Below are 25,806 nucleotides of genomic sequence, written 5' to 3'. Positions count from 1 at the left end.
AACGCGGCGGGGGACCGCGGAATCCCAGAAGGCATATACGCGTCGCAGGGAACCAATCCACGAACGCAGATTCAGCGTCGCTGGTACCGTGAACCCCACTATCGCACTCGAATGCATCGACTGTGGCCGCGTGTTCGTCCCGGCAGACGAGCGACTCGTCTGTCCGGACCACGACGGGGTCGGCGGCATCCTCGACGTACAGTACGACCAGTCCGGTGCTCGCGAGGCGGTCGCGGACGGCGTCGGAGAGGGGATCGACGACCTCTGGAAGTACGCCCCGCTGTTGCCGACGGACGGGCACGCGGTCGATCTCGGCGCGGGCGGGACGCCGCTGCTCGACGCGCCGACGCTCTCGCGGGAACTCGGCGTCACCGTCCGGCTCAAAGACGAACGCGGCAATCCGACGGGATCGATCAAAGACCGGGCCAGCGCCGTCCTGACGAGTCGCGCACTGGCCGGCGACGAGTCGGTACTGACCTGTGCGTCGACGGGCAACGCCGCGGCGTCGCTGGCGGGGTACGCCGCCCGGACGGGCCTGAAGTGCTGTATCTTCGTCCCGGCAGACGTGCCCGAGGGCAAGGCCGTCCAGCCGCTCGTCTACGGTGCCGACGTGTACGCCGTCGACGGTGACTACGACGACGCCTTCTCGCTGTGTCGCCGCGTCGCAGCGAACCGCGAGTGGTACGACTGCAGCGCCGCAGTCAACCCCTACGCCGTCGAGGGACTCCGGACCGTCGGCCACGAACTGGCCGAGCAGAGCCGGGCCTCGGTGCCCGACTGGATCGTCTATCCGATGGGCAACGGCTGCGGGCTGGCGGCGACCTGGAAGGGGTTCCGCGAGTTCGCGGAGTTAGGCATCGTCGAGGAGTGTCCGCGCTTGCTGGGCGTACAGGCCGAGGGCGCAACCGCCATCCACGACCGCTTTACCGGCGAGCGGGCACGGGCCGGCGGCGAGACGCAGGCCGACAGCATCGACGTGGGCCACCCACACAACGCACAGAAGGCGTGTCGCGCGCTCGAAGACAGCGGCGGAGCCACCGTCGTCGTCTCCGATCGAGAGATTCTGGACGCCGAGCGCACGCTGGGTCGGACCGAGGGCATCTACGCCGAGCCCGCGAGCGCCGCGACGCTCGCGGGCCTCGAATCCGCGGTCGAGGCGGGGGTCGTCGCCCCAGGAGACAGCGCCACGCTCGTCGTCACCGGGACCGGGCTGAAAGACACCGCCAGCGCGCGCGACCTCGTCGGCGGCGTCGATCACGTCCCCGACACGCCGGCCGCCGTCCCGGATCCCGAGTAGTCACTCCGCTGGCACCGTCTGGTCGACGTAGAACCGCGCGGCGGTGACGGTCGTTCCCACCACGAGCACGAGGAGTTGCCACCCCGACCGCACGACGGGGAACACACGGTCGACGGGTCCGGGCGTGTCGCCGCCGTCCGGGTTCGGGTCGATGCCCGTGCTCACGTTGACGTCCCGAGAAGTCCCCCGAGCAACCGTCTCGCTACTGCTCGCGTCGCTGCCCCGCTCGGAACCGAGATCGACGAACGTCTGGACGATTCCCCGCCGACTGGAGAGCTCTATCTTCCCGTCGATCACGTAGAACTGGTCGTGGAGCGGCCAGAACGGGTTCGCTCCACCGGCGGAGAACAGGTCCAGCCCGATCGCCGCACCGGCGTACGCCACGATCGTCACCCAGGTGATGCGCACGCCACGAGGGCCCCAGCGCCGCCGTACCCACGACCCCTCGCCCCGGCGGAGATCGACCAGCAGGACGACGGTCGCCGTGATCGGCACCAGCAGCGTGTGAAACGCCGTCCGGTGGCCCACGACCGAGACCAGACCGACGAACGAGTCCAGATCCGCGGCGATCATCGCCCCGAAGAGGATCAGCACCGACCGCCGGTCGAACGCCGTCCCGAGCAGTGCCGCCCCGATGAGGCCCGCGACCGCCATGTGTACGACTGTCGACGGCATACACCGGTGTTTGGTCTCAGTGACCGATACTGTTTGGGGGCGGCGAGAACGGGGGCGGAATACACTTAAGCGTCGGGACGAATCAACGACCAGAAACGAGGGCTGGGTCCCCTCTGGGTGGTGCAGGCCCAGCGGCCTGTGCCGGCAGTGCGGTCGGTGGTGACACGACGTGCGCAGCGAAAACGACACACAGGGACTCGACGACCGGCGACTCCGCGTCGAGCCCGGAACGCAAGTACTGGTCTCGATGCCGTCGATGCAGCGGTCGCTCTCGCTGTTGCCGAGGAGCGTCACGGGCAACGTCGTGTTCGTCTCGTCGACGCCACCGGCGACCGTCGAACGCCGGCTTCGAGAACGCGGCCTGGCCGTCGAGAGGGTCGGGCTGGTGCCGGTCACCGGCTCCGAGCTCGAATACGACGGACCGCTGTGGACGAGCGAGCCGGTCGTCCCGGACGATCTGACCGGCCTCAGTATGCGTTTTACGAGCGCGCTGGGCGCACTCGACGCCGGCCACGGCTGGGTCCTGTTCGACGCGCTCGACGTACTGGCGATGTACGCCCATCAGGACCGAGTGTGTCGCTTCTTCGATCACGTCACCACGGCGGCCCGCGACCGGACCCTCCGGGGCGTCTACACGATCACCGGCGACGCGCTCGACGACCAGCTGGCCGACAGCTTCGCGCGCAGCGTCGACCGCGTCGTCGACGCGCGGTGAGGTGTTCGCCCGCGAGGGGACCAGACGAGTGGCCGACGACAGGCGGTCGTGTGGCCGCCGCGTCAGACACCTACCAACAATTAAGGTGCCGGCCACCCTCCGGAGCCATATGGATCGGGACAGCGTTCCCCAGGAAATCACGACGCTCGTGGGTCGCGAGGTGTACACGAACACCGGCGTCTTCGTCGGTGAAGTCGAAGACATCCGGCTCGACCTCGACCGCCAGAGCGTGACCGGACTCGCGCTGCACGAACTGAACCGCGAACTGTTCTCGGCGAAGGCGAACCAGGCGCGCGGCGTCATCGTCCCCTACCGCTGGGTCCAGGCCGTCGGCGACGTCGTCGTGGTCAACGACATCGTCGAGCGACTCCAAGCGGGCAACGAACCCGCCGACGAAGAGGAAGAAGACGAAGTTACCGCCTAGAGAATCGACGCGGCGACCGCCACCAGACGCCCGTCAGTTCCCGTTCGAACTCTCGCTGTCGACGCCCATCCCTTCGAACAGTTTGCTCCGGACGGCTTCTTCGGTGAGTGCCAGCAGCGTGTCGCGGTTGTCCTCGCTGGTCTCGATGCCGGTGAAGATGCCCAGCGGAATCTCGACGCTGGCGTCCGTCGAGTGGCCCGCGGTGTCGCCGATCTCGCCGAACGCGTCGTCGAGTACCTTGCCGATGTTCATCCGGATGTCCTTGGAACGTGCCGCCAGGTAGATCGTGTCGTCGGCGATCGCGAACACCGCCGTCGTCGTGATCCCTTCGAGGTTGAGGAGGTGCTGGGCGGCCTGTGACAGAGCGTCGCGATCGCGGATGAACCCCGCGTTCGAGACCAGATGCGAGCCCTTGACCTCGCGGTTGCGGATCGCCTCCGCGAGCACGTCCAGCGTCTCCGGGGACATCGACGGCGACTCGACCTGTTCGAGCGTGTCGTGGTCGGCGAACGGATAGAGGTACGCCGCCGCCGTGAGATCGGCCGGCGTCGTATCTCGCTTGAAGTCGAGCGTCTCCGCCCGAATCCCGTAGAGCAGCGCCGTCGCGACCTCCTGCTGGAGGCTCAGCTCCAGTTCCTGGATGTACTTCGTCAGGATCGTCGAGGTCGCAGAGACGTTGGGTCGAATGTCCTCGAAGGTCGCGTCGTGCGCGTGGTCGTGCTCGTAGTGGTCGATGATGAGATCGACCTGTTCGACCGTCGGGTCGCCGCCTTTGGCGGTGTCGACGAGCGCGAACGTGTCGTAGTCGTCGAGGTCGACGTCGTCGCGCGAGACCAGGTCGATCCCGAGCAGATTGACGAACGCCCGGTTCTCCTGGTGGCCGATCTCGCCCTCGTAGATGATGTCCGCCTCCACGTCGAGACTCTGGGCGATCGTCCGCAGCGCCGCCGCACTGGCGATCGAGTCTGGGTCCGGCGAGCGGTGGATGAGCACCGCCATCCGCTGGTCGGTGTCCTCGATGACCTCGGCGAGCTGGCTCGCCTTGTACTCCAACTCGCCCGTTTCGAGAGCCCGCATCGCCGAGTCGGCGATCACGGTCGAGGGGTTGATCACCACGTCCGCCCCGACCTCGCTGAGATCGTCGGCCGAGACCGGGTCGTCGGCCCGGGCGACGATGAACTGCTCGCCGTCGTCGGCCCTGATGTTCCGGACCGCCGCGGCGTTGGCTTCGACGTCGGACGAGAGGATCAACACCACGTCTCTGTCGCTCAGCGTCTGGCTGATCTCGTCGTCCGCGATGTCGCCCACCTGGGCGTTGAGGTCCTGGTCGCGCAGTGCTTCGACCCGTCCCTCGTCGCGGTCGAGGATCAGCACGTCCTTGCCCTCGTCGACCAGTTCCTCCGCAACGGCATGGCCCACGCTCCCACACCCGAGAATAGCGTACTTCGACATAGAGGCCATGGTGATCCCGCTGGCTGTACTCATTTGTGTGTATACGAGTCGGATCGAAGCCTCTTATATCAACTGTCTCCGGTGGCGGCGGGATGTGGAACCCCTGCACGGCGGCGTCGAAAGGAAACCTATTTTACTCGCCCCGCTAACGTTCGAATGCACTGGGCCGGTAGCTCAGTCTGGCAGAGCGACGGCCTCTTAAGCCGTCGGTCGAGGGTTCAAATCCCTTCCGGCCCGCTTCTTGTGTTTCGAACGAACGTGAGAAGCCAAGAGCTTCGCGGATGGATTTGAAGCAGGGAAGAGCTTCGCTCTGACCGTGGTTCATACTGCCGGCTGTAACTTCGTGAAGATCTTCGCCACCCCGGGGTGGCGAAATCGGTCACAGATTTACAGCCGGTAGTATCAAATCCCTTCCGGCCCGTTTCTCGTGTTTCGAACGAACGTGAGGTGCCGGGAGCATCGCGAACGAGTCCGTGAGCCACGGAACCGGTCACGGGCGGCCTTCGGGGATCGTCGCGTTCACAGGTCCTTTCGCATCTCGACGTGGGGAATGCCCGCTTCGTCGAACTCGTCGCTGACCGTCTCGTAGCCCAGTCGTTCGTAGAACCCTTCGACACGGGTCTGGGAGTGCAGTTCCAGGCGGTCGAGCCCGTCGTCGATCGCGAGTTGCTCGATCCGATGCATGACCTGGCGACCGACGCCGGACTCGCGGTGAGGGCCACGAACCGCGACGCGCTCGACCTTGCCGACGCCGTCGTCGATCACTCGCAGCCGTGCGGTGGCGACCGGGACGCCGTCGACCTCGGCGAGAACGTGGGTCGCGTCGGGGTCTTTGCCGTCGATCTCGATTGCCTCGTCGACGCCCTGCTCGTCGACGAACACGTCGCGGCGAACGTCGAAGGCGGGTTCGAGGTCGGCGTCGCCCGGGAGGACGGTCACAGTGGGGTCGCTCATGTCCGCCTGCAGTTTCTGGACGGGCAAAACGCTTCCCTCCCGTGCAGGTTACCCTGCCGTGGCACACCCGTCGCTCGCGAACGTCGCCGTCCCGGTCGGGAAGTCCCGTCCAGCGGTCTCACTCCGCGATCGGTAACTCGACGACGAACGCCGCCCCGCCGAGATCGCTGTCCTCGACGTAGATCGAGCCGTCAGAGCGTTCGACCAGCGTCGAGACGATGTGGAGCCCGAGCCCGTTGCTCCCTCCGTCGGTCGTGACGCCGCGTTCGAAGATCTGGGAGCGCTGGGCCTCGGGAATGCCTCGGCCGTCGTCGGCGAATCGAACGCGGACGATACCGTCGGCCGTCTCGGTCGTCACGCGAATAGTCGGTTCTGGACCCGTGTGTTCGATAGCGTTGTCGAGAATGTTCGCGAAGACCGGTCTGAGCGCGTCGGTGCCCCGGACGACCAGCTCGTCGTGCAGTGCGGTCTCGACGGTGGCGTCGGGAAACGATTCGGTGACGGTCGCGACGCTCGCCTCGATGTCTTCGACGACGTTTCTGGGTTCCGGAGTCGCCTCGCCCGTCAGGACGCCCGTGACGGCCTCGGCGTTGGCCGTGAGATCGTACAGCGCCTCGACCTGGCTCTCGATTCGGTTCGCGGCCTCGGTCGCTCGCTCGTCGTCGACGGCCGTCAACACGTCGACCTGTCCGAGAATTACCTGCAGAGCGTTGCGAACGTCGTGGCGCAGGAGGCTGTTCGCGAACGCCATGCCGTCACGAGCCCGTTCGGCCCGGGCGGCCGACCGGCGTACGTCGACCAGCAACTCACCGATCCCGTAGCCCGCAAGTGCGCCCACGCCCCCGGCGACGAGCAGCGGGAACTGGGGCTCGCCGATCGGTCGCCCCTCCGCGGCGCGGATCGCCAGCGTCGCGGTGTGCAACAACACCGTGATCCCCAGTCCGCCGACGGTCCAGCCGACGATCGACCACCGCTGTTCGGGTGTGAACTGGCTCTGGGAGAGCCGGTAGCCGACGAAGACGACGCCGGTCGAGAATCCACCCGTCAGCACGAACGTTACGACCGGTAACGCGGCACTTTCGAGCGTCGTGACTTCTCCCTGAAAGTTCCAGACTGCGCCGCCGAACCACAGGATCCCCGTCACGACGAGCACGGGCGCGGCCGGGAGCTTCCCGGCGAGCGAGTCCCGTAGCCGACGCGACAATTTCACAATGGGAAATTAGGGAACTCTGGAACAAACACTTTGCGGTGGTTTTCGATCCATGAGGTATAACAGGCGTCGGCCAGAACGGATCGGCGATGAATCCTCCAGAGATCGGCGTCAGACTGGTCGCTGGTGTCGCGCTGATACTCGCGAACGGCTTCTTCGTCGCGATCGAGTTCGCGCTGACGCGGGCTCGCCAGTTCTCCGAGTCCGAGTTCGTCGGCGACGGCGACGCCGCGCTCGAACGGGCGTGGGAGATGACCCAGAACCTCGAAATCTATCTCACCACCTGTCAGGTCGGGATCACGGCTTCGAGCATCGCCGTCGGGATCGTCGCCGAGCCGGCGCTGGCAGCGCTGTTCGAACCGCTGTTCAGGAATACCCTGCTCGCGACGGTCGGTTCTGGTGCCATCCTCGCGTTCCTGATCATCAACCTCCTCCACCTGACCCACGGCGAGCAGACGCCGACGTACCTCGGGGTCGAGCGGTCCCGGATGGTGTGTCGCTACGGTGTGAGGCCGCTGTACTGGTTCAATCACCTGATCTCGCCGCTGATCACGGTCGGCGACGGAGTCGCCAAGTGGACGCTGAAGCTGTTCGGTATCGAGATGACCGGCGCGTGGCTCGAAACCGAACAAGACGTCATCGAGTCGCGGGCGGACCTCCGGAACAAGCTCGGGTCGGTCCTGGACGAGGGCGACCTCAGCGAGGAGCGTCGCACCGAGGTGATGAACGCACTCCAGATCGGCGAACAGCCCGTTCGTGACGTCATGGTCTCGACCGACGAGATCGTCGCGCTGTCGACGACGGTCGACCCAGCGGAGAACTTCCGGCGGATGGCCGAGAACCCACACACCCGGTACCCGCTGGTCGGCGGGGAGCTGACCGACTTCCGTGGCATCCTCTACTTCCCGGTCTTCGCACGCCACCGCGACGATCTGGCCGAGGGAACCGTCGACTTCGAAGCGCTCGCAGCTCCGCCGGTGACTCTCTCGCCGGACGTGGACGTCAGCGACGCGATCGACCAGTTCCAGGCCGAGAACCAGGAACTCGCGCTGGTCATCGAAAACGGCGAGGTCGTCGGCATGGTGACCGTCACCGACCTGCTGGAGTCGATCACGGGCGACATCGAAGATCCCATCGACGTGGAGTGAGCCCGTTGGCTATAGTAGCCATTGAAAATCAATGCACACCCGATCGAACGACAGCAGTGCGACCGGTGTGTAAATCGTTTCAATTGTTACTATAACGGCCTGATACTGCCGGCTGTAACTTCGTGAGGATCTTCGCCACCCCGGGGTGGCGAAATCGGTCACAGATTTACAGCCGGTAGTATGAATCGATTCGCCGTCCGTGGCGGCGTCGACCGTCACAGATGGACGGCCGACGGTGTGGCCCGACCGCTGCGGCGTGCGGTCGTTTCGCCCGACGGCAGAGACGACTGACGATAGGATCCTAGGCAGCCGTCGTACCGCACGACGGCCCTCGAATGGCCGTGTAAACGCTTATCAGTACCGGCCGTGTTGCCGGCCGTATGAAGCGTGTTCGATTTCGCGACTCTGCGGGGAACGTCCGTGGCGGGCGGTGGACCGTCGAAGACGGTGAGCCGGTCGTCACGGCGGCGGCCGGCCCCTACGGCCGCATCGCCTTCGGCGACGAATCCTACGCCCCGGAAGAAGTCGACGTACTCCCGCCCTGCGAGCCCACGAAGATCGTCTGTGTGGGCCGCAACTACGCGGAGCACGCCGACGAGATGGACAACGACGTGCCGGATCGACCGCTCCTCTTTCTGAAACCGCCAAACACCGTCGCGAGCCACGACAAGACGGTGACGCTGCTGGCGGACAAAGACCGGATCGACTACGAGGCAGAGCTGGGCGTGGTCATCGGCGAGCAGTGCAAGAACGTCAGCCAGCGCAACGCCGAGGACGTGATCGCGGGCTACACCTGCGTCAACGACCTCTCGAACCGCGACGACCAGGAGAGAGAACAAAACTGGGTTCGCGGGAAAGCCTTCGACAACGCGTGTCCCATCGGCCCCCTCGTCGCGACGCCGGAACACGTCCCCGACGACGCGACGATCGAGACCCGCGTCAACGGCGAGACCAAACAGTCCTCCTCGATCGAACACCTCATCTTTTCGATCCCGGAGCTCATCGAGGAGATCACGGCCTACATGACGTTAGAGCCCGGCGACGTGATCGCGACCGGGACGCCGGAGGGTGTCGGCCCGCTGGCCGACGGCGACAACGTCGAGATCGAGATCGAGGGCGTCGGCACGCTCAAACACAGCGTGCGGATTCCCTGACCGGAACGGCGGGATTTCTTAGTGCACCGTTCGCCGTTTCCAGTGGTCACAGAACGTGTCGTTGGCGTCGACGACCGTGCCCATCGCCGTGGAGAGTGGTGTTGGTCCGGATGACAACCCATAAGTTTAGGATTGCCTAATTCTCGCGCGTGCAGTCGCACACGCCGTCACCCAGACAGGACGTGTGCGTCGTCGGTGCGGGGCCGGCCGGCGCGCTCGTGGCCCATCGGCTCGCCAGCGCCGGCCACGACGTGGTCGTACTGGAAGCGGGGCCGCGGTTCGACTTCGACGCACGGCCCGAGCAGATGGAGCGCTCGATCCGACCGGCTCACGACGACCTGTCGATCTGGGAGATGGGCGGCGAGCGCGACGAGTACTCGACGGGCGGCGAGCAGTTCTACCCGCTGAACGCCAACCGCGTCAAGGGCGTCGGCGGGTCGACGCTCCACTGGCAGGGGATGGTCCCGCGGCTCCATCCGACAGACTTCGCCGGGGACCACCCGAACGACGATCCGGCCTGGCCGATCGACTACGAGGAGCTCCGCCCCTACTACGCCGAGGCGGAGTCGGCGCTGGGCGTCGCGGGGGCGTCGGACAACCCCTTCGGACCGCCACGGCGAACGCCGTTCCCCATGTCGGCGTTCGAGCCGTCGTACAGCGACTCGCTGTTTGCATCCGCCTGCGAACGGCTCGGTATCACGACCCACAGCGTGCCCAACGCTCGCAACAGCGAGCCCTACGACGACAGATCGGCCTGCGTCGGCTACGGAACCTGTCAGCCGGTCTGTCCCTCCGGCGCGAAGTACAGCGCCGACACCCACGTCGAGAAGGCCGAGCGCGCGGGTGCCCGAGTCGTCGACCGCGCACCGGTCCAGCGACTGGAGACCGGCGACGACGCCGAACGGATCGCGGCCGCGGTGTACGCGACGCCGGACGGAACCGAACACCGCCAGCGGGCTCGCCAGTTCGTGCTGGCGGCCGGCGGGATCGAGATTCCGCGGCTCCTCCTGTTGTCTCGCTCGCCCGATCATCCCGACGGACTGGCGAACAGTTCGGGCGCTGTCGGCCGGTACTTCATGGAACACCTCTTTGCCGGGGCCGGCGGGACGATCGACGAGCCGACCCGCCAGAACCACGTCGGCTTCCTCACCAGCGAGAGCCACCAGTTCTACGACGAGCCCGGACAGGCGGTCACCAGAGACGGCGACGTGGTCGTCGCCCAGGCGGAGGAGCCACTGTCGCCGATCAAACTGGAGTTTCTCAACTACGCCGGCCCGTCGCCGGTCGAGATGGCGCTGGACGCCGAGACGTGGGGTGACGACCTGCTCGACGACCTCCGGGCGGGCTACGGGAACCACGTCGCGATGGGGGGGCTCGTCGGCCAGCCCCCGCGGGCCAAGAACCGGATCACGCTCGACTCGTCGACGACCGACGACCACGGCAACCCGGTCCCGGAGATCCACTGGTCGTGGGGCGAGCGCGTGCTCCGAACGATCGAGCGGGCGAACCGCATTCAACACGCCGTCCTCTCGGAGCTTGGCGTCGACATCGGCTGGACTGCGGGGCCAGACTCGACCGGTCCCGCTGCCCACCACATGGGGACGACGCGGATGGGGACCGACCCCGCAGCGAGCGTCGTCGACCCCGACCTCCGGACCCACGACCTGGACAACTGCTGGATCGCGTCGTCGAGCGTGTTCCCGAGCGCGGGCTCGATGAACCCGACGCTGACGATCGCGGCGCTGGCGCTTCGGTGTGGCGACGCACTCGACGAACGGCTGTGATCAGATACCGAGGATGATGCCCGCGTCGAGCAACAGGAGGACGGCGACGACCGTCGCCCCCAGGAAGAACGGCCGGGCGTTCCGCGCCGGCTCTCTGAGCTTCTGCTGGTCGAACCCGTCCGTGAGCTTGCTCGATCCGACCTCGACGAGGCCGGCCAGCACGAACCAGAGGACCAGCATCGCGATGACGAGGTAGCCACGGAACGTCCCCGTGAGACCGCTGGCTCCGTACTGGGTCGCCGCGAGGTGGCCGCCAGTGAGGAAGAGCAAGAGGGCACTCGTCCGCGAGATGAGCTTCAGTTTCCCGATCATCGCCGACAGCGGCGCGGGCGATCCCTCGCCGTCCATCGCGGTCGGCAGGACGGCGATTGCGACGAACACGACACTCCCCGTCCACAGAGCGGCAAACGTCATGTGGACGGCGTAGATACCAGCCAGTAGCTCGCTCATGGATTGCCGTCGGGACTCGACCGTAATCAAACAGTGGGGATTACTCGCCGAGATCGACCGGGTCGTCGGCCGTCATGTCGAGCTCCTCGACCTCGTGGGCCTTCGACCGCGTCGGCTCGCTCGTCGACCGATCGAGCTCCAGCTGGTCGATCACGTGGACGAACGAGCCCGGGTCCGGAACGAGGAAGATCCGGAGCTTGAACGCCACGTCGGAGTCGGCGATGTCGACGATCGAGTCCAGGACGATCGACATCGAGTCGCGCCTGACGTGGGTCAACGCGTCGTCGGCGATCGCCGTCGCCTGATCCCGTTCCAGCTGTGGCGTGGCGAAGTCGATCGTCGTCTCCAGCGTGTTCGCGATGCCGTCGATGAACCCCGAGGTGAGGACGTTACACATCTCCGAGAGTGCGCTCTCGTGGAGTTGATTGAAGCCGTCTTCCGTCGACGTGTTCGTGAGCAGACTGGCGACCTCGGCCGCCGTCGCCGGGGAGAAGGTCATCAGGAAGACGCCGTAGGGCGGCTCGGTGAGCCTGACGCGAGCCCCGTAAATCTCGCCGTCACCCATCTCTGCGGGGATGTCCGACGGTTCGACGAACGAGAGGCTCTTGATCTCGACGGTCGCTTCGACGCCGGCCAGCGTCTCCAGCGAGGCCGTGACGTTCTCGGCCCCGCTCTTGATCAGCTGGTTGATGATCGACAGCTTCCGAACGTCGATGAGTAACGGCATCGATTCACAGGAACAGTGCCCGTATCATATTGTTTTCCCCCGCGCTATCAACGACTGTAATCGCGCCACACCGCCCACAGTGAGCACGCTTAAGCCCTCCCGTCCGCTTGCATCGACCATGCAACCACGGGACCTCTCGGCCCACGGCGTCTACCGTGCCGGGCGAGGGATCGAAGAGGTCGCTCGGGAACTCGACGTGGACCCGGACGATCTCGTGAAGCTCGCGTCGAACGAGAACATGTACGGTCCGAGTCCGGCCGCCGTCGAGGCGATCCGGTCGTCGGCCGAACAGATGCACTCGTACCCGAAGGCCTCCCACGCGGACCTCGTCGATCGCCTCGCCGACCGCTGGGGGCTCGCCCCGGAACAGGTCTGGCTGGGCAACGGCGGCGACGGCGTCCTCGACTACTTCGCCCGCGCGATGCTGGAGCCGGGCGACGCGGTCCTCGTCCCCGCGCCGGGGTTTGCCTACTACCCGATGAGCGCGCGGTTCCACCACGGGACGATCCGAGAGTACACCCTCTCGAAGGCCGACGACTTCGAGCAGACGGCCGAGACGGTGCTCGAAGCCTACGACGGCGAGCGGATCGTCTATCTCACCAGCCCCCACAATCCCACCGGGACGGAGATCGGAAACGACGACGTGGCCGAGATCGCCGACCGGACCGACGAGGAGACGCTCGTCCTCGTCGACGAGGCCTACGGCGAGTTCACCGACGCGACCAGCGCGCGCGCACTCGTCGACGAGCGCGACGACGTGGCCGTCCTGCGGACCTTCTCGAAGGCGTACGGACTCGCCGGTGTTCGCCTCGGCTACGGCTTCGTCCCCGAGGAGTGGGCCGACGCCTACGCGCGCATCAACACCCCGTTCGCGGCCAGCGAACTGGCCTGTCGGGCGGGACTGGCCGCACTGGACGACGACGAACACGTCGAGAAGACCGTCGAGACCGCCCGGTGGGCCCGCGAGTACTACCACGAGCACCTCGACGCACGGACCTGGGAGAGCGGGGGGAACTTCGTGCTCGCGGAGGTGGGCGACGCCGAGGCCGTCGCCGACGCGGCCCAGCGCGACGGCGTCATCGTCCGAGACTGTGGCAGCTTCGGCCTGCCCGAGTGCGTCCGGATCACCTGTGGCACGCGCGAGGACGCGAAGACGGCCGTCGAGGTCGTCAACGGGGTGCTCGACTGATGCGCGTCGCGGTCACCGGGACGCCGGGCACCGGGAAGACGACGGCGACCGAGCGACTGGCGACCGACCTTGACGTGATCCACCTCAACGACGCGATCAAGCGCGAGGGGCTGGCCGACGGCGTCGACGAGGACCGCGACAGCGTCGTGGCCGACTTCGCGGCGATCGAGTCGTGGCTCGACGGCCGCGACGACGTGCTCGTCGAGTCTCACCTCGCCCACCACTTCGACGCGGATCGCGTGATCGTGTTGCGGGCACACCCGGCGACGATCGAGGAGCGCCTCGCCGACCGGGACGAGAGCGACGCCTCGATCGCGGAGAACGCGGAGAGCGAGGCCCTCGACGTGATCCTCACCGAGGCCGTCGAGGCCCACGGCACCGACGCCGTCTACGAGATCGACACGACGGACCGATCGAGAGCAGCGGTCGCCGAAGCGATCGAGGCCGTCGTCGCCGGTGAGCGCGAGCCGAGTGCCGGCACCGTCTCGTTCGTCGAGTGGCTATGACGCTGGATCAGTTCCGCCCACTCGCCGACCGGGCGCTTGGCCCCTTCGTGACGGTCGCAAAACGGCTGGGCGTGAGCCCCAACGGCGTCAGCGTCGTCGCGTTCGCCCTCGCGGCCGCAGCCGGCGGCGTGTTCTTCCTGGCGGGCGATCGGCCCCTGCTGTACGCCGTCGGTGCCGTGCTGGTGTTCGCCAACGGCTGGCTCGACCTCGTCGACGGCGCGCTGGCTCGAGAGCTGTCGGTCGCCTCCTCTGGCGGTGACCTGCTGGATCACGTGCTCGACCGGTACGCCGACATCGTCATGCTGGTCGGCCTCGCGGCCGGAATCGGTCGGTACGACCTCGGACTGGCGGCCGTCACCGGCGTCCTGATGACCTCCTACCTCGGCACACAGGCCCAGGCGGTCGACCTCGATCGGGTGTACGGCGGGCTGCTCGGTCGCGCGGATCGGCTGGCGCTGATCGGCGTCGCGGGCGCGCTCGCGGCCGTCCTCACCCAGCCCTTCCAGGGGCTCACCGTCGTCGGCTGGCTGCTGGTCGTCTTCGCGGTCGTGGGCCACCTGACGGCGCTCCAGCGGTTCTACTACGCGATGCGGGCGCTGGACTGACCGACGCCACAGTCCGTCGCGACGGGGAACGCTACTCGGGACTGGGAGGCACGACGAGCCGTGACCCGGTGCCACACCATTTATGCCTCGCCACATCGAAGCCGTGCGTATGGTTCAGTGTGAGATGTGCGGGAAGGACGTCGCTTCTCCGAATCGAGTGAAGATCGAGGGTGCCGAGCTCGACGTCTGCGACGAATGTACCGACTTCGGGACCGAGGTCACGACGGAGGACAGCTCCTCGACCTCGACGAAGTACTCGACGAGCAGTTCTTCGTCCGGCAGCTCCGGGAGCAGCTCCAGCAGTTCCAGCAGCTCCAGTAGCCGCCCCCGACACGACATGTTCGACGAGATGGACGAGCTGGCACAGGACTACGATCAGCGAATCCGCGAGGCCCGCGAAGAACGCGGCCTCACTCAAGAGGAGCTGGCCGGTGAGCTCAATCTGAAGGCGAGTCTGATCCGCAAGCTCGAACACGGCGACACGCTGCCCAGCGACGACGTCCAGACGACGCTCGAACGCGAGCTCGACATCTCGCTGAGTGCCGGCGGCACCGACGCCGACGAGGAGTGGAGCGGTGGCTCGTCGAGTGGCGAGTACACGCTCGGCGACGTGGTCAAGCGAAAGGACTAGAGTCGCAGGTCGCGTTCCTCGACGTCGAGGTCGTCTGCGATCGTCTCGACCGTCGCTTCGAGTTCTCTGATCTCGGCTTCGAGCTGCTGGAACCGTTCGCTGGCTTCGAGTTCACGCGGTGGCTTCTCGACCTGGAGGACGTTGCGCTTGAGCTTCTTTCCGGTGAGTTCCGTGAGCTGATCGTTGTACTCCGAGATCTTGAACAGTCGATCGACGACCTCCCGGATCTCGTCCTGGGTGACGGGTTTGACGAGGTAGTCGTCGACGCCGAGTTCGATGATGTCGAAGTCGGGGTCGACGGCGGTCACCATCGCGACCCGACAGTCCAGTGGGTGGTCTTCGATGGCGGCGAGCACCTCGTTGCCCGAGCAGACCGGCATCCGCCGGTCGAGCAGCACGACGTCGATGGCCTCGTCGAGCTGTTCGATCGCCGCTTCGCCGCTGTAGGCCGTCAGGACCGTGTACGAGTCGTCGACGTACTCCGCGTAGAGATCCGCCAGCTGGGGCTCGTCTTCTACGACCAACACCGTCGGTTCGTCTGGCACCAGATCACTCACGCTCGTAGCAGTGGGTACCCGCTTGTTCGTATTAACGATACTGGGACCGGCGAGCGCGGGGCCGTCACGCAACGCATATGATCCCGGCGTCCGGTGGCCTCTGTATGTTCGTTCTGGTAAACCTCAAAGCGTACCCGTGTGATCCGATCGAAGTCGCGACCGCCGCCGCCGACGTGAGCGACGAGACCGGCGTTCGCGTCGCCGTCGCCCCCCAGGCGGCCCACCTCGACGCCGTCGCCGAGACCGGTGTCGAGACGTGGGCCCAGCACGTCAGTCCCGTCGAGCACGGCAGCCACACCGGCTCCACGCTCGCGGAGGCCGCGGCCGACGCCGGTGCGACCGGGACGCTGTTGAACCACTCCGAGAACCGACTGAAGCTCGCCGACGTCGACGGCTCGCTGGACGCCGCCGAGCGCGCGGACCTGGAGACGATCGTCTGTGCCAACAACCCCGAACAGATCGCCGCCGCGGCGGCGCTGGGACCGGACGCCGTCGCCGTCGAACCGCCCGCCCTGATCGGGACCGGGACGCCGGTCAGCAAGGCCGACCCGGACATCGTCACGGACGCGGTCTCGGCCGCGGCGTCGGTCGATGAGAGCGTCAACGTGCTCTGTGGCGCTGGCATCTCGACCGGCGAAGACGTGGTGTCGGCCGGCGACCTCGGCGCGAGCGGCGTCCTGCTCGCGAGCGGCGTCGCCAAGGCCGACGATCCGCGTGCCGCGCTGGAGGATCTGGTCGCACCGCTGAAGTAACGTCACCGTCTCGACGGGTCGGCAGATGTGGAACTTCGGGGCGAGAGCCCGCCCGTTCACGCCGTTCCGATCGTGCTTCGAAGCTCCGTGACGGCGTCGACGACCGCGGTCGCCGACGGCTCGTCCGGAGCACGCTCTCGGACGAGCGCTTTCAGCCGCGGCGCGTACCGCCCGCGGCCGACGTGTTCGACGAACCCGGCCAGCCGGAGCTCGCGGTTGTGCGCGTAGGCGCTCGTCCGATCACCGCTCCCGCCCGCAGAGAAGTGCGCGTTCAGCGGCGTGTCCGCGCCCTGCTCGACGTAGTACTGCAACATCCGTCTGGTCTTCTCGTCCATCTCTTCGAGTTCGGTTCGCAGGTCGACCACGAACCGCGGCTGTGAGTGGGGTCCCTCGTCGGTGGAGGACTCTCGCCGGTCGTCAGCGTCGCCGGACTCGTTCTCCTCGGCCGTCGCGTCCGCGAACGCGACTTCGGCACCGCCGTCGGCGTTCCCCGAGGCCGCCGGTTCGAAGTCGAGGTCGAGCCCGTCCGGTTCGTCGCCAGCGTCGTCGGTGGCGTCGGTCGAGCCATCGGCAGTCGTCGCCTCGCCAGCGTCGCCCGCCGGCTCGCCGCCGGAGATGGCGGGGCCACCGTCGGCGAACGAGCCGAAGGCGTCGCCGAACCCGCCGCCAGAGGTCCCGTCGGGAGCGGGTTCGTCCGTGTCTGGGGCCACAGCGCCTTCGTCCGGCGTGTCGGCGGGTTCGTCCGAGCTATCGACGGGTTCGTCAGCGGTGTCCGCTGGTTCGTCCGCGGCCGATGCGGGCTCGGATTCGTCGGTCGGCTCCCCGTCCGGGCCGTCCGATCCCGCGGACTGGTCGTCGGTCGATTCGCCCTCCGTCGGTTCGTGCTCGGTCGATTCGGCCTCAGTCGATTCGTCGTCGGCCTCGTCACCGTCGTCGAGCGCACCCCGGAGCTGTGCCTGTCGGGTCCGCTCTTTCTCCTTCTGCGTGCGGCCGGGGTTGTACCCCTCGACGTGGTCCAGCAGTGCCTCGGTGAACTGTTCGGCCATGCGGGTCATGTCACGGGCGTCCTGGAGTTCCTTCTCCAACTCTGCGATCCGGGAGTTCTTCTTGTCCAGTTCCTCCCGGAGGTCCTTGATCCGTCCCTGAGTCTGTTCTTTCTCCTCGCTGATTGTCTCCAGTTCGCTGACGAGGTCGTCGCTGACTGACTTCAACTCCGGCCGTTCGAAGTCGTCCAGTCCCGGCGTCGCGCCCGCGTCGAAGGTCTGTTTGCGGTGGAACTGGACCCGGCGGATGGTCTCGGCCCAGTCGGTCATCAGGAACGCCTCGCCGTTGTCCAGATCCTCGACGGCGTCGGCGTACTCCGAGTCGATGATCCGACCGACGACTTTGGTGTCGTTGTTCCAGGTCAGCCGGTGCCAGACCAGCCAGTCACACTGCGTGATGTAGTCTTTCTTCACGTCGGCCGGCCGCTGGGAGATCCCCACCATTCCGAGGCCGTGTTTGCGCCCACGCTTGCCGATCTTGATGAGCATCTGCCCGACCTCGTTGACCGACCCCTTCTCCGGGATCCACTCGTGGCACTCCTCGACGAGCATGAGGAACGGCTGTTTCTGCTTTTTGGCTTTGGCAAAGAGGTGCCGAGCGACTTCGGTGAGGAGGTCCTCGGCCTCCTCCTGGTCGAGGAACGACGAGATGTCGAGGATGATCGGAACGTTCTGTTCGAGCGCGAGCGAGGCGATCTTCTCGGCGTGTTCGACGGTGACCTGGATGTCACACTCCTCGTCGCCGCCGACGTGGAGGATCTCGTACTCCTCTTTGAGGCCGTAGTACTCTCCGTCGATGTCGACGATCAACAGTCCGAAGCCGTTGTCCAGCAGCTTCTCGGCGATGACCGACGCCGTGTTGGACTTTCCGGAGCCGGACTTGCCCGTGACGAACCCCCGGCCGGTGAGGAGTTCGACGACCGGGAGGTCGACGGAACGGTCCGGTTCGTCAGTTCCGCCGACACCGGCGCTGGTCGTCGCGACAGTGATGTGTTCCGTCTCGGCCATGGTTCAGTTGTCCACTACCAGTTTCCACCGCCTCATAACTCTCCGTCAGACGCCCGTCACGCGCAGCCGAGCGGGCGGGCGACGAGCGGCGAGAACGGCCGTCGTGTGCCGTCGCTGGGGACGCCGACGCTCGTACTACCGGCTGTACATCTGTGACCGATTTCGCCACTCCCGGGGTGGCGAAGCTCGTCACGAAGGTACAGCCGGCAGTATCACCCGCGAAAGTCGTCGATCGTCGTCTGGCCTTCCAGAGAGTCTGCCGTGGCGTCGTCGGCCGCTTCGTCGCCGGCCCAGGGGGCACCGGTCAGCGTTACCTGTCCGTCCGAAGCCCGTTCGGCGGCTCCGTCGTCGACCTTCGTCGTCTCGACGCTCTCGCCATCGTCGTCAGCTCCGTCGAAGCCCCCGAGGCTCGCCTGTCGACCCGCGGCGAAGGAGAGGTTCGAGACGCGGACGCCGACCTTCCTGACGCGCTGGCCCTCGAACTCGTCCAGCAGGTCCAGCGCGACGGATTCGACCAGGTCGGGCTCGTCGACCGGTCCCGGAAGCGAGCGGGCGCGAGTGTTGACGTCGAACGGCGGCGTCACCACCTTGATGCCGATCGTCCGGTACAGCGCGTCCTTGCTCGTGGCCCGATCCGCGACCGACGCCGCGAGCGAGCGGACGCGGTCGGCCAGTTGCTCGCGGTCGTCCGTCGCCTCGGTGAAGGCAGACTCCCGCGAGAGGCTCTTTGGCCGCCCGCGGGGCGTGACATCGCGGTCGTCCTCGCCGCGTGCGTAGCGGTAGATCTCCAGCCCGCGCTCACCGAAGCGCGCTTCGAGCACGTCCGGTTCTTCGCTCGCCAGTTCCCCGGCCGTCTCGATCCCGAGCTCGCCCAGTTCCTCGGCCGTGACCGGGCCGACGCCGTGAACGTCCTCGACCGGGAGGTCTGCGAAGAACTTCCGGACATCCCCCGGTTCGACCACGACGAGCCCGTCGGGCTTGTCGCGGTCGCTCGCGACCTTGGCGGCGCTCATCGTCGGGGCGACACCGACACTGGCCGGGACGCCGACGGTCGATCGGATCTCGTCCTTCAGTCGCGCCGCCCACTGCTCGACGGCCTCCCACTCTGTCACGTCGGTCACGTCGAGATACGCTTCGTCGATGCTCACCTCTCTGACGACCGGCGCGTGGTCGTGGAGGATCGTCCGGACCGCGTCGCTGACCGACTCGTAGTACTCCATGTCGACCGGCCGGTAGAAGCCGGCGTCGGCGACATCCAGGGCCGGATCCTCGACGGCGTCGACCTTTCGCGGGAGCCGTTCGAGCGCCGCCGAGATCGCCATCGCGCTGTCGACGCCGTACTCGCGGGCCTCGTAGCTGGCCGTCGCGACCGCACCGTGTGTCTCTCCGGGCTCGAAGCCCATGCCGACAACGACGGGTTCGTCCTCCAGTGCCGGCTCGCGGCGGCGCTCACAGGCCGCGTAGAAGCAGTCCATGTCGACGTGGGCGACGATGCGGTCGCCGTCGTCTGCCGACGTTCCCGGCAACCGGGCCCCGTCCATAGCGGTGGCTACGTGAGCCCGAGCCCTTAACGTTCGCGCAAAAAAGCGAAACGGTGCGAGGCAGGGGGATCGGTCCTGCCAGTGAAGGGGGCAACCGTGGACTCCGCTGGTGTGCGTTCGTGGTGGGATCGGAGCCACGGTCGCCGCGTTCGACGTTGTGGTGCAGTGCCACGACCAGTTTGCCTCGACGGTGGTTCCCGCCGGTTGCTCCCTGGCGCTACATCCATGTTAACACCACACATACTTTAATGTTCGTGTCGGCAGCGCCCTTACGGGGAGCGTAACGTTGACGGTGGTACCTCACAGAGGGGTGAACATGGCCAAGACAAGCGTCGACCTCCCCGACCGGATCGTCTCCGAGATCGACCGGCTCGTCGAGTCCGGCGAGTACCTCAACCGCGAACAGGCCTACGAGGAACTGCTGACGATGGGCCTGTCCGCGTACGGACCCGCCGAGGAAGAGACCGAAGAACCCGGTGAGAACCTCTTCGATCAGAACATGAACGACCAGACCGACCCCGCAGCCCGCGACGAGGGCAGCGGCGACGACTTCACGTTCTGAGCGGCCGGGCTCGTGACGGAACGACCTTCCCGCTCGATGGCGTACTTCCAGTATGGACGACCGTGAGCAGTCAGTCGAGGCCGTCGTAGACTACTGTCACACACAGGCGCGCCTCCTCTCGGGCCAGTCGGAGCGACTCTCTGCGGAGATCGACGACCTCCTCGACGAGATCGACACGGAGGCCGCCGCCGTCCGCGACCGACTCGCGTCCGGTCGGGAACAGGCAGACAGTCCAGACCAGCCGGCCGGCCCCGGCGAGGCCGTCGACGAGACGACCGTCGCGGAACTGGAGGCCAAGCAGTCGACGGTCGCCGACAAGCAGGAGCGCCTCGACGAGATCGGCACACTCGCAGCAGCCTACGTCGACCTCGCAGCGTCCCTCCAGGCAGAGAGCGACGCGACCGAGGCGATCACACGAGTGCTGGAACTGGAGGCCGACGCCGACGCGCCCGCCTTCTTCGAGGAGCGCGAGACGCTACTGGAGACCGCGACCGACCAGTGACCACGAGTGCTGCTACGACCGGCGACGACGCGGCGTCCGTTGGTCGTATTTAGTGAATCGAATGCGGCCGTTGCTGCACCGAAAGCCCTCGACACGTTCGGCGGCGTCTGCGGCGGCTCTATCCGAGCGGGAGCGAGGATAGAGCCGCCGCAGACGCCGCGAAGCGCACCTCGCCCTTTCATCCACCAGGCTCGTGGACAGTGCCACCAGCTACGTCCTGGCGGATGAAAGGGCGAGCGCCGTTCCGGGAACCCGGACCCTGCAAGCACCCACCGGAGCGCAGCAGTGGTCCCGGGACCGGAACAGCGCGAGGGCTTTCGATGCATTGCTACCCAAAATCAGTTCACTAAACACTGCCCGTCCGTTTGGGGTCGGTTTTACAACCGCACCGTGTGTACCCTCGGGCGATGGTATCCCAAGGAGACTCCGCCCCGATGTTCACGGCGACTGTCGGAACGAGCGATCACGAACCGTTCGACCTCTCGGACCACGTCGGCGACGGCCCGATCGTCCTGGCTTTCTTCCCCGGCGCGTTCACGCCGCCGTGTTCCAACGAGATGGTCGCGCTCCAGAACCACCTCGCGGACTTCGAAGCGGCCGGCGCGACACTGCTGGGTATCAGCGCCGACTCGCCGTTCTCACAGGGTGCGTTCCGAGAGGAACACGGCATCGAGTTCGACCTCGTCAGCGACATGAGCGGCGAGGCGATCCGCGCCTACGACCTGGAGATGGACATCGAGGACCTCGGCCTCCACGGCATCGCCAACCGCGCGGTGTTCGTGCTCGACGACGACGGCACAGTCACCTACAGCTGGGTCGCCGACGACCCCACCAACGAACCCGACTACGACGACGTGCTGGCCGCCGTCGAAGCAGCCGCCTGATCGGCTGGCTGCGCGTACTCCTCCCCGTTCTGGCAACCAAGAATAGATAACGACTGTACTATCAGAATGAGCGTCACTTTTCACACGCTACCGCGTAGCCCTGCGACGAGAACAATGCTACAGACGGACGGCGAGCCGCTGACACCGAGCGATCGGATCATCAGGACTGTCGCACACACGCGGGACGTGCCCCGAACCGACCTCCCACCACTCTACGACGCGCTCGATCCCGAAGCGATCGACGACTTCGTGAGCACTGCCGAGGCGGGCAGCCAACTCCAGTTCGAGTACTTCGGTACCAGCGTCAGCGTCTCCGTTCGAGAATCCGGTGTCGGCATCGACGTGACCAGTACGGGTCGGCACTGACACCGCCGGCTGTCACTGCTCCGAGACGACCGATCTCGGCGGTGGCGGACGGCAGCCGAACGGCCGGCGATCCCACTTACCGAGAGCAACGCCTTTTGCGGTGGCCTCGACACCATAGTGCAATGGCCGGCGACGACGACCGCGTCTACTACGTGATCAGCGACCTCCACATCGGCGGCGACGAGCAACTGGAGGAGGTCGACTTTCTCGACGAACTGCTCGCCTTCCTGCAACGGCTGGAACGGACCGACGAGAACGCTGCGCTGGTCATCAACGGCGACGCGTTCGGCCTCTGGGAGTTCACCACCGTCGAGGGGATGGCGAAGTTCGACGTGCTTGAATCGACGTATCCGGAGCTGTTCGCGCAGTTGCGCGCGACCGGCGACCAGATTCCCATCACGCTCGTCCCCGGCAACCACGACCACGAACTCGCCGCCTACGACGCCTACGTCGAGCGCTTCGCCGAGTACAACGTCGATCTCGTCCAGTCGAAATCGATCACTCGCCCGGTCGGCGACCACGCGATCCACTTCGAACACGGCCACCAGCAGGATCCGAACAACCACATCGACAACTGGGGCGACCCACACGTGACGCCGCTTGGCTACTACTACAACACGCTCGTGACGAGCCGGGCCGGCCAGCTCTCGAACCGGGGGAAGTACAACTGGCTCAAGGACGTCCAGGCGGTCACGCCCACGGAGCGCGTGCCGGTCTGGATGCTCTCGAAGTACTTCTACCGCGAGATGAATCCGGTACTGCGGTACGCACTGATCCCGTTCCTGTTGCTGTTCAACGTCAGCGCCGTCCTGGCCGTCCTGGCCGGCCTGGATCTCCTGAACATCTGGTCGCTCCCCGTCAACGCCACGACCACGTTCCTCGGTCAGTTCGGTACCATCGGAACCGCAGTGTGGTTCTTGCTCGCGATCAACATCGCCGTCGCCGGTGTCCTGTTGCTCGTCGCGATCCCACTGTCCCTGCTCCGACGCGACATCAGGAAGACCATCGACCGCTTTGGCATCTTCGAGACCGGCCTGACCGTCGACGCAGAGGCACCCTATGCCGCGGCCGCCCGGACGGTCTTCGACGAGCAGCCGGCGACGACCATCTTCTGCTACGGCCACACCCACCGCCCCTCCGTCCAGAGCGTCGACGGCGGCCTCGTCGTCAACACCGGCACGTGGCTCAAACGCCTCCACCGCCGGGACGGCGTCATTGGCCTGCTCCCGCCGGTGTTCTACCCCTCCTATCAGCTCTGTGCGGTCAGAATCGCCCCCACCGAGGACGGCGTCGCCGTCGAGTACGAACAGATCGAGAAGCCGACGCCGAGTCCCGACGAACTGACTCTCACCGAACGACTGCTGACGCTCGGCCGGACGCCCGACGTGGATCTGCCCGACGAGACAGTCGTCGGAGCCGACGACGCGGAGCCGACCAGCAAGTGACCCGCGCCTCGTCGGCGTCAACAGTCACTTCCCGACGAGATTCGCCGTCCTCCGGCTCGAAGACGGCAGTCTGCTCGGTGTGGCGAATGCCGCCCACGTCCTCGCCCTGGTCGAGCTCGATCCACTCGCTATCGTACTCGTCGTCCTGCGTGTTCGTGTCGACCGGTTCAAGATCGTCGAAGGATGGCGTCTGTTGGGCTGCCATGCAGTCGAGAAAACTAGATGGGGATACTTAGCTATAGTAGCTATTGAAAGTCAATGCACACTCGATCGCACGACAGCAGTGCGACCGGTGTGTGAATCGTTTCAATTGTTACTATAGCTTAACGCGATCTCTGGAAGAGTGTACGAAGTTATATATCGTTGCCCTCGTTGATGTCTGTATCACTGTATGACTGTGGACCCACTTCAATTCGTACGGGAGTTTAAACAAAACATCACTGACCGGTCACTTACGTATGCGGTTCAACGCGCTGGACTAGACGTGTTCAATGGAGTTAATTTCACGGTCACCAGTCGATATCCGATCGGCAAAAACATCTTCTCTGAGGAGTGGGATCTGCTACTCGTCTTAGACGCCTGTCGTGTTGATGCGATGCGCGAAGTCGCAGATGAGTATCCGTTTATAACGGATGTAGACACGATCTGGTCAGTCGGTAGTTCTTCCCACGAGTGGACCGTGCAAACATTTTCAACCAGATACAAAGGCGAGATCGAAGAGACCGCCCTGATTTCGACCAATCCGTTTGCGACAGCAACTTTTAGAGATGAACTCAACCCACCGTACCAGAGGGCATTTCCGATCGGGTCTCTGGCATGGAACCCAGTACGGAAGACCGATTTCGCGTATTTCGAGGTGGTGTCGACTGACAGGACGAACCTCGGAGGGAACGTTCCACCATCGAAGGCCACCGACCGAGCAATAGACATCGGTCGACAGAGTGTTGCTGATCGAATGGTCGTCCACTATTTCCAGCCACATCGCCCATTCATTTCCCGCACCGATGACCCCGCCACCGAGTCGAAGTTGGTCTATGACAGACCGTACAACAAGTACGAGGCCGGCGAAATCTCCCACGAGGAATTGTGGGAGGGCTATATAGAGAATCTGAGGGCAGTTCTGGATTCAGTCGGTCTTTTACTCAAGAATATTGAGGCAGAACGGGTCGTAATAACAGCAGATCATGGACAACTCATTGGAGAGTTAGGGCTGACCGGCCATCCACCAGGATTGCCCCATCCTGCCGTCAAAAGAGTCCCATGGGTCGAGACGACAGCGACCGACGAAGGGAGCTATCAACCACAAAGTGAGAAAACGGACGAACTGGAGGAGGTTGACGAGCGACTCAGAAACTTAGGATATATCTAATGATTGGCGTGAAGAGAGTATTGTTCAGATCTCACTCCTCACAAGTGATCCGATTATAATGATTGGGTCGGATGCTCACCGGTAATATACGGACATGTGTTTGGGTCATTTATTTATCTATACCTCGTAAAATATAACCGTTCAACGTAGTGGGATGATTGTTCCCGCCGCACGCACGAGACCGAACTGTCTCCAATAGTTTCGGTCTCGCGCTCTCAACTCACGTGTTCTCAAATCTTTCGTGTAGAAGTAATCTGGTCGGTTCATTCACTCGCCCTTCGATACTAAGTATGCAATCACAAAATGTCATCGAATAATTATCAGTCACTATTCTCGGATATTGGCGGAATATAGAGCCTGTCATAGAAGAGTTCACATGGCTTGCTGAATCAGCTCAGACAAATTGAAACCGGCGTACACTTGGTGCACGCTGTTGCTAAATTGTTTTATCAATGGCGAAAGAGAAATTCGGCGTCGCTGTTGACGAGGAAATCGTGCGAGAAGTGGATGAATTGGTCGATGAGTGTGACGATCTCGGAGCCAGTCGCTCCGAGATCGTCGAAGCCATCCTCACAGCATTCGTTCAATCCGAGACGAACCACGTTGAACGGGTGCGAGAAATCATCAGTACTTCACAAAGCCGGTTAGTTAGAACGTCTGCTTGCTGAAGATGTGTCCAAACAGCAGCAGCAAGCAGACAGTGAAATCCACGAAGACCAGCTCCTTAATTTCCTCGTCAACCGACTTGACGAGGAAGTCTCTCTGAGCCTCGCCAACAACGCTGAAATCGACGCTGAGGACATCTACGAGGTCCTCGTCGGCGCATGCGCCGACGGGACCTCGGTCTCTACGCTGT

Annotated in this window: 27 protein-coding genes, 1 tRNA gene and 1 pseudogene; 20 read left to right on the top strand and 9 right to left on the bottom strand. The window is 65.2% G+C overall.

Annotated elements, in window-relative coordinates:
• Positions 1-88: 88 nt before the first annotated feature.
• The gene (gene thrC / locus IL252_RS00145) at positions 89-1,297 is read left to right on the top strand and encodes a threonine synthase (RefSeq protein WP_244256612.1); all 1,209 of its coding nucleotides are present in this window, start codon (positions 89-91) and stop codon (positions 1,295-1,297) included.
• Here thrC and IL252_RS00140 read toward each other — a convergent pair whose 3' ends face one another.
• Positions 1,298-1,972, bottom strand: a complete 675-nt coding sequence (locus tag IL252_RS00140) for a metal-dependent hydrolase (protein WP_244256604.1) — start codon at positions 1,970-1,972, stop codon at positions 1,298-1,300.
• 169 nt (positions 1,973-2,141) lie between these two features.
• Between IL252_RS00140 and IL252_RS00135 the strand changes: the two genes are divergently transcribed.
• A complete protein-coding gene (locus tag IL252_RS00135) occupies positions 2,142-2,687 on the top strand; it encodes a hypothetical protein (RefSeq protein ID WP_208625732.1) in 546 nt (181 codons plus the stop codon).
• Between the two features lie 109 nt (positions 2,688-2,796).
• Positions 2,797-3,111: a PRC-barrel domain-containing protein gene (locus IL252_RS00130; RefSeq protein ID WP_170094401.1), complete on the top strand. Its 315-nt coding sequence runs from the start codon at positions 2,797-2,799 to the stop codon at positions 3,109-3,111.
• A gap of 33 nt (positions 3,112-3,144) precedes the next feature.
• Here the strand turns inward: IL252_RS00130 and IL252_RS00125 are convergent, their stop codons facing one another.
• Positions 3,145-4,596 carry a DHH family phosphoesterase gene (locus IL252_RS00125; RefSeq protein ID WP_153553503.1) on the bottom strand — a complete coding sequence of 484 codons (1,452 nt, stop codon included), beginning with the start codon at positions 4,594-4,596 and terminating at the stop codon, positions 3,145-3,147.
• 130 nt (positions 4,597-4,726) lie between these two features.
• On the opposite strand from IL252_RS00125, the gene IL252_RS00120 reads away from it, so the two are divergent.
• Positions 4,727-4,800: transfer RNA gene (locus IL252_RS00120), tRNA-Lys, on the top strand.
• Positions 4,801-5,082: 282 nt separating this feature from the next.
• Here IL252_RS00120 and IL252_RS00115 read toward each other — a convergent pair.
• A complete protein-coding gene (locus tag IL252_RS00115; RefSeq protein ID WP_208625731.1) occupies positions 5,083-5,517 on the bottom strand; it encodes a GNAT family N-acetyltransferase in 435 nt (144 codons plus the stop codon).
• A 118-nt stretch (positions 5,518-5,635) separates the two neighbouring features.
• Positions 5,636-6,727 (bottom strand): ATP-binding protein, encoded by a 1,092-nt coding sequence (locus IL252_RS00110; protein ID WP_244256602.1) that lies wholly within the window; start codon positions 6,725-6,727, stop codon positions 5,636-5,638.
• An 89-nt stretch (positions 6,728-6,816) separates the two neighbouring features.
• On the opposite strand from IL252_RS00110, the gene IL252_RS00105 reads away from it, so the two are divergent.
• The 3 genes from IL252_RS00105 (at position 6,817) to IL252_RS00095 (ending at position 10,813) form a co-directional block, all read left to right on the top strand.
• Positions 6,817-7,875, top strand: a complete 1,059-nt coding sequence (locus IL252_RS00105) for a CNNM domain-containing protein (protein ID WP_208625730.1) — start codon at positions 6,817-6,819, stop codon at positions 7,873-7,875.
• 380 nt (positions 7,876-8,255) lie between these two features.
• Positions 8,256-9,029 (top strand): fumarylacetoacetate hydrolase family protein, encoded by a 774-nt coding sequence (locus IL252_RS00100; protein ID WP_153553500.1) that lies wholly within the window; start codon positions 8,256-8,258, stop codon positions 9,027-9,029.
• Between the two features lie 149 nt (positions 9,030-9,178).
• Complete coding sequence (locus IL252_RS00095; protein ID WP_208625729.1) at positions 9,179-10,813, top strand: GMC family oxidoreductase; 1,635 nt, start codon at positions 9,179-9,181, stop codon at positions 10,811-10,813.
• On the opposite strand, the gene IL252_RS00090 is transcribed toward IL252_RS00095, so the two are convergent.
• Both IL252_RS00090 and IL252_RS00085 read right to left on the bottom strand, forming a co-directional pair.
• Entirely contained in the window at positions 10,814-11,263 is a 450-nt protein-coding gene (locus IL252_RS00090; RefSeq protein WP_018258858.1) for a hypothetical protein, read from the bottom strand. It lies immediately after the preceding gene.
• Between the two features lie 40 nt (positions 11,264-11,303).
• Positions 11,304-11,990 (bottom strand): chemotaxis protein CheC, encoded by a 687-nt coding sequence (locus IL252_RS00085; RefSeq protein ID WP_208625728.1) that lies wholly within the window; start codon positions 11,988-11,990, stop codon positions 11,304-11,306.
• A 118-nt stretch (positions 11,991-12,108) separates the two neighbouring features.
• Here IL252_RS00085 and hisC point away from each other — a divergent pair, with 118 nt between their 5' ends.
• The 4 genes from hisC (at position 12,109) to IL252_RS00065 (ending at position 14,921) form a co-directional block, all read left to right on the top strand.
• Positions 12,109-13,179 (top strand): histidinol-phosphate transaminase, encoded by a 1,071-nt coding sequence (gene hisC, locus IL252_RS00080; RefSeq protein ID WP_208625727.1) that lies wholly within the window; start codon positions 12,109-12,111, stop codon positions 13,177-13,179.
• Entirely contained in the window at positions 13,179-13,685 is a 507-nt protein-coding gene (locus IL252_RS00075) for an adenylate kinase family protein (RefSeq protein ID WP_208625726.1), read from the top strand. Before hisC ends, IL252_RS00075 begins: the two co-directional genes overlap by 1 nt.
• Positions 13,682-14,290: a CDP-alcohol phosphatidyltransferase family protein gene (locus IL252_RS00070; protein ID WP_208625725.1), complete on the top strand. Its 609-nt coding sequence runs from the start codon at positions 13,682-13,684 to the stop codon at positions 14,288-14,290. The genes IL252_RS00075 and IL252_RS00070 overlap by 4 nt, the downstream gene beginning before the upstream one ends.
• A gap of 109 nt (positions 14,291-14,399) precedes the next feature.
• Positions 14,400-14,921, top strand: coding sequence for a multiprotein bridging factor aMBF1 (locus IL252_RS00065; RefSeq protein ID WP_153553493.1), 522 nt, complete (start codon positions 14,400-14,402; stop codon positions 14,919-14,921).
• On the opposite strand, the gene IL252_RS00060 is transcribed toward IL252_RS00065, so the two are convergent.
• Positions 14,918-15,478, bottom strand: coding sequence for a response regulator transcription factor (locus IL252_RS00060; protein ID WP_170094392.1), 561 nt, complete (start codon positions 15,476-15,478; stop codon positions 14,918-14,920). The genes IL252_RS00065 and IL252_RS00060 overlap by 4 nt on opposite strands.
• A gap of 104 nt (positions 15,479-15,582) precedes the next feature.
• Here IL252_RS00060 and tpiA point away from each other — a divergent pair, with 104 nt between their 5' ends.
• A complete protein-coding gene (gene tpiA, locus IL252_RS00055) occupies positions 15,583-16,230 on the top strand; it encodes a triose-phosphate isomerase (protein ID WP_208625724.1) in 648 nt (215 codons plus the stop codon).
• Between the two features lie 56 nt (positions 16,231-16,286).
• Here tpiA and IL252_RS00050 read toward each other — a convergent pair whose 3' ends face one another.
• Together IL252_RS00050 and dinB are read right to left on the bottom strand one after the other, a co-directional pair.
• Positions 16,287-18,281 (bottom strand): DUF87 domain-containing protein, encoded by a 1,995-nt coding sequence (locus IL252_RS00050; protein ID WP_208625723.1) that lies wholly within the window; start codon positions 18,279-18,281, stop codon positions 16,287-16,289.
• 212 nt (positions 18,282-18,493) lie between these two features.
• Entirely contained in the window at positions 18,494-19,822 is a 1,329-nt protein-coding gene (dinB, locus tag IL252_RS00045) for a DNA polymerase IV (protein ID WP_208625722.1), read from the bottom strand.
• A gap of 316 nt (positions 19,823-20,138) precedes the next feature.
• On the opposite strand from dinB, the gene IL252_RS00040 reads away from it, so the two are divergent.
• The 8 genes and pseudogenes from IL252_RS00040 to IL252_RS00005 form a co-directional block, all read left to right on the top strand.
• The gene (locus tag IL252_RS00040) at positions 20,139-20,384 is read left to right on the top strand and encodes a CopG family transcriptional regulator (protein ID WP_018258868.1); all 246 of its coding nucleotides are present in this window, start codon (positions 20,139-20,141) and stop codon (positions 20,382-20,384) included.
• A 52-nt stretch (positions 20,385-20,436) separates the two neighbouring features.
• Positions 20,437-20,886 (top strand): hypothetical protein, encoded by a 450-nt coding sequence (locus IL252_RS00035; RefSeq protein WP_170094388.1) that lies wholly within the window; start codon positions 20,437-20,439, stop codon positions 20,884-20,886.
• Between the two features lie 407 nt (positions 20,887-21,293).
• Positions 21,294-21,770: a redoxin domain-containing protein gene (locus IL252_RS00030; RefSeq protein ID WP_208625721.1), complete on the top strand. Its 477-nt coding sequence runs from the start codon at positions 21,294-21,296 to the stop codon at positions 21,768-21,770.
• A 114-nt stretch (positions 21,771-21,884) separates the two neighbouring features.
• Positions 21,885-22,136 (top strand): HalOD1 output domain-containing protein, encoded by a 252-nt coding sequence (locus IL252_RS00025; protein WP_208625720.1) that lies wholly within the window; start codon positions 21,885-21,887, stop codon positions 22,134-22,136.
• Between the two features lie 122 nt (positions 22,137-22,258).
• Entirely contained in the window at positions 22,259-23,581 is a 1,323-nt protein-coding gene (locus IL252_RS00020) for a metallophosphoesterase (RefSeq protein WP_208625719.1), read from the top strand.
• Between the two features lie 391 nt (positions 23,582-23,972).
• A complete protein-coding gene (locus tag IL252_RS00015; protein ID WP_208625718.1) occupies positions 23,973-24,950 on the top strand; it encodes a hypothetical protein in 978 nt (325 codons plus the stop codon).
• Between the two features lie 452 nt (positions 24,951-25,402).
• The gene (locus IL252_RS00010) at positions 25,403-25,618 is read left to right on the top strand and encodes a ribbon-helix-helix protein, CopG family (RefSeq protein ID WP_208625717.1); all 216 of its coding nucleotides are present in this window, start codon (positions 25,403-25,405) and stop codon (positions 25,616-25,618) included.
• A gap of 4 nt (positions 25,619-25,622) precedes the next feature.
• A pseudogene (locus IL252_RS00005) lies at positions 25,623-25,806 on the top strand (ISH3 family transposase); the annotation flags it as partial.

The organism is Halomicrobium sp. IBSBa, assembly GCF_017612575.1.
Taxonomy (GTDB): Archaea; Halobacteriota; Halobacteria; order Halobacteriales; family Haloarculaceae; genus Halomicrobium.
Note: the sequence above shows the minus strand (reverse complement) of the source record. Positions and strands in the feature narration are given on the sequence as shown.

What these genes read in the sequence shown, in the direction of transcription:
- IL252_RS00075 (WP_208625726.1), top strand. Translation starts at nt 13,179, where the DNA reads ATGCGCGTCGCGGTCACCGGGACGCCGGGCACCGGGAAGACGACGGCG.
- IL252_RS00130 (WP_170094401.1), top strand. Translation starts at nt 2,797, where the DNA reads ATGGATCGGGACAGCGTTCCCCAGGAAATCACGACGCTCGTGGGTCGC.
- IL252_RS00140 (WP_244256604.1), bottom strand. Translation starts at nt 1,972, where the DNA reads ATGCCGTCGACAGTCGTACACATGGCGGTCGCGGGCCTCATCGGGGCG.
- IL252_RS00050 (WP_208625723.1), bottom strand. Translation starts at nt 18,281, where the DNA reads ATGGCCGAGACGGAACACATCACTGTCGCGACGACCAGCGCCGGTGTC.
- IL252_RS00040 (WP_018258868.1), top strand. Translation starts at nt 20,139, where the DNA reads ATGGCCAAGACAAGCGTCGACCTCCCCGACCGGATCGTCTCCGAGATC.
- IL252_RS00070 (WP_208625725.1), top strand. Translation starts at nt 13,682, where the DNA reads ATGACGCTGGATCAGTTCCGCCCACTCGCCGACCGGGCGCTTGGCCCC.
- IL252_RS00125 (WP_153553503.1), bottom strand. Translation starts at nt 4,596, where the DNA reads ATGAGTACAGCCAGCGGGATCACCATGGCCTCTATGTCGAAGTACGCT.
- IL252_RS00025 (WP_208625720.1), top strand. Translation starts at nt 21,885, where the DNA reads ATGCTACAGACGGACGGCGAGCCGCTGACACCGAGCGATCGGATCATC.
- IL252_RS00105 (WP_208625730.1), top strand. Translation starts at nt 6,817, where the DNA reads ATGAATCCTCCAGAGATCGGCGTCAGACTGGTCGCTGGTGTCGCGCTG.
- IL252_RS00090 (WP_018258858.1), bottom strand. Translation starts at nt 11,263, where the DNA reads ATGAGCGAGCTACTGGCTGGTATCTACGCCGTCCACATGACGTTTGCC.
- IL252_RS00030 (WP_208625721.1), top strand. Translation starts at nt 21,294, where the DNA reads ATGGTATCCCAAGGAGACTCCGCCCCGATGTTCACGGCGACTGTCGGA.
- IL252_RS00100 (WP_153553500.1), top strand. Translation starts at nt 8,256, where the DNA reads ATGAAGCGTGTTCGATTTCGCGACTCTGCGGGGAACGTCCGTGGCGGG.
- tpiA (WP_208625724.1), top strand. Translation starts at nt 15,583, where the DNA reads ATGTTCGTTCTGGTAAACCTCAAAGCGTACCCGTGTGATCCGATCGAA.
- IL252_RS00085 (WP_208625728.1), bottom strand. Translation starts at nt 11,990, where the DNA reads ATGCCGTTACTCATCGACGTTCGGAAGCTGTCGATCATCAACCAGCTG.
- IL252_RS00035 (WP_170094388.1), top strand. Translation starts at nt 20,437, where the DNA reads ATGGACGACCGTGAGCAGTCAGTCGAGGCCGTCGTAGACTACTGTCAC.
- IL252_RS00015 (WP_208625718.1), top strand. Translation starts at nt 23,973, where the DNA reads ATGACTGTGGACCCACTTCAATTCGTACGGGAGTTTAAACAAAACATC.
- IL252_RS00065 (WP_153553493.1), top strand. Translation starts at nt 14,400, where the DNA reads ATGGTTCAGTGTGAGATGTGCGGGAAGGACGTCGCTTCTCCGAATCGA.
- hisC (WP_208625727.1), top strand. Translation starts at nt 12,109, where the DNA reads ATGCAACCACGGGACCTCTCGGCCCACGGCGTCTACCGTGCCGGGCGA.
- dinB (WP_208625722.1), bottom strand. Translation starts at nt 19,822, where the DNA reads ATGGACGGGGCCCGGTTGCCGGGAACGTCGGCAGACGACGGCGACCGC.
- IL252_RS00020 (WP_208625719.1), top strand. Translation starts at nt 22,259, where the DNA reads ATGGCCGGCGACGACGACCGCGTCTACTACGTGATCAGCGACCTCCAC.
- IL252_RS00115 (WP_208625731.1), bottom strand. Translation starts at nt 5,517, where the DNA reads ATGAGCGACCCCACTGTGACCGTCCTCCCGGGCGACGCCGACCTCGAA.
- IL252_RS00010 (WP_208625717.1), top strand. Translation starts at nt 25,403, where the DNA reads ATGGCGAAAGAGAAATTCGGCGTCGCTGTTGACGAGGAAATCGTGCGA.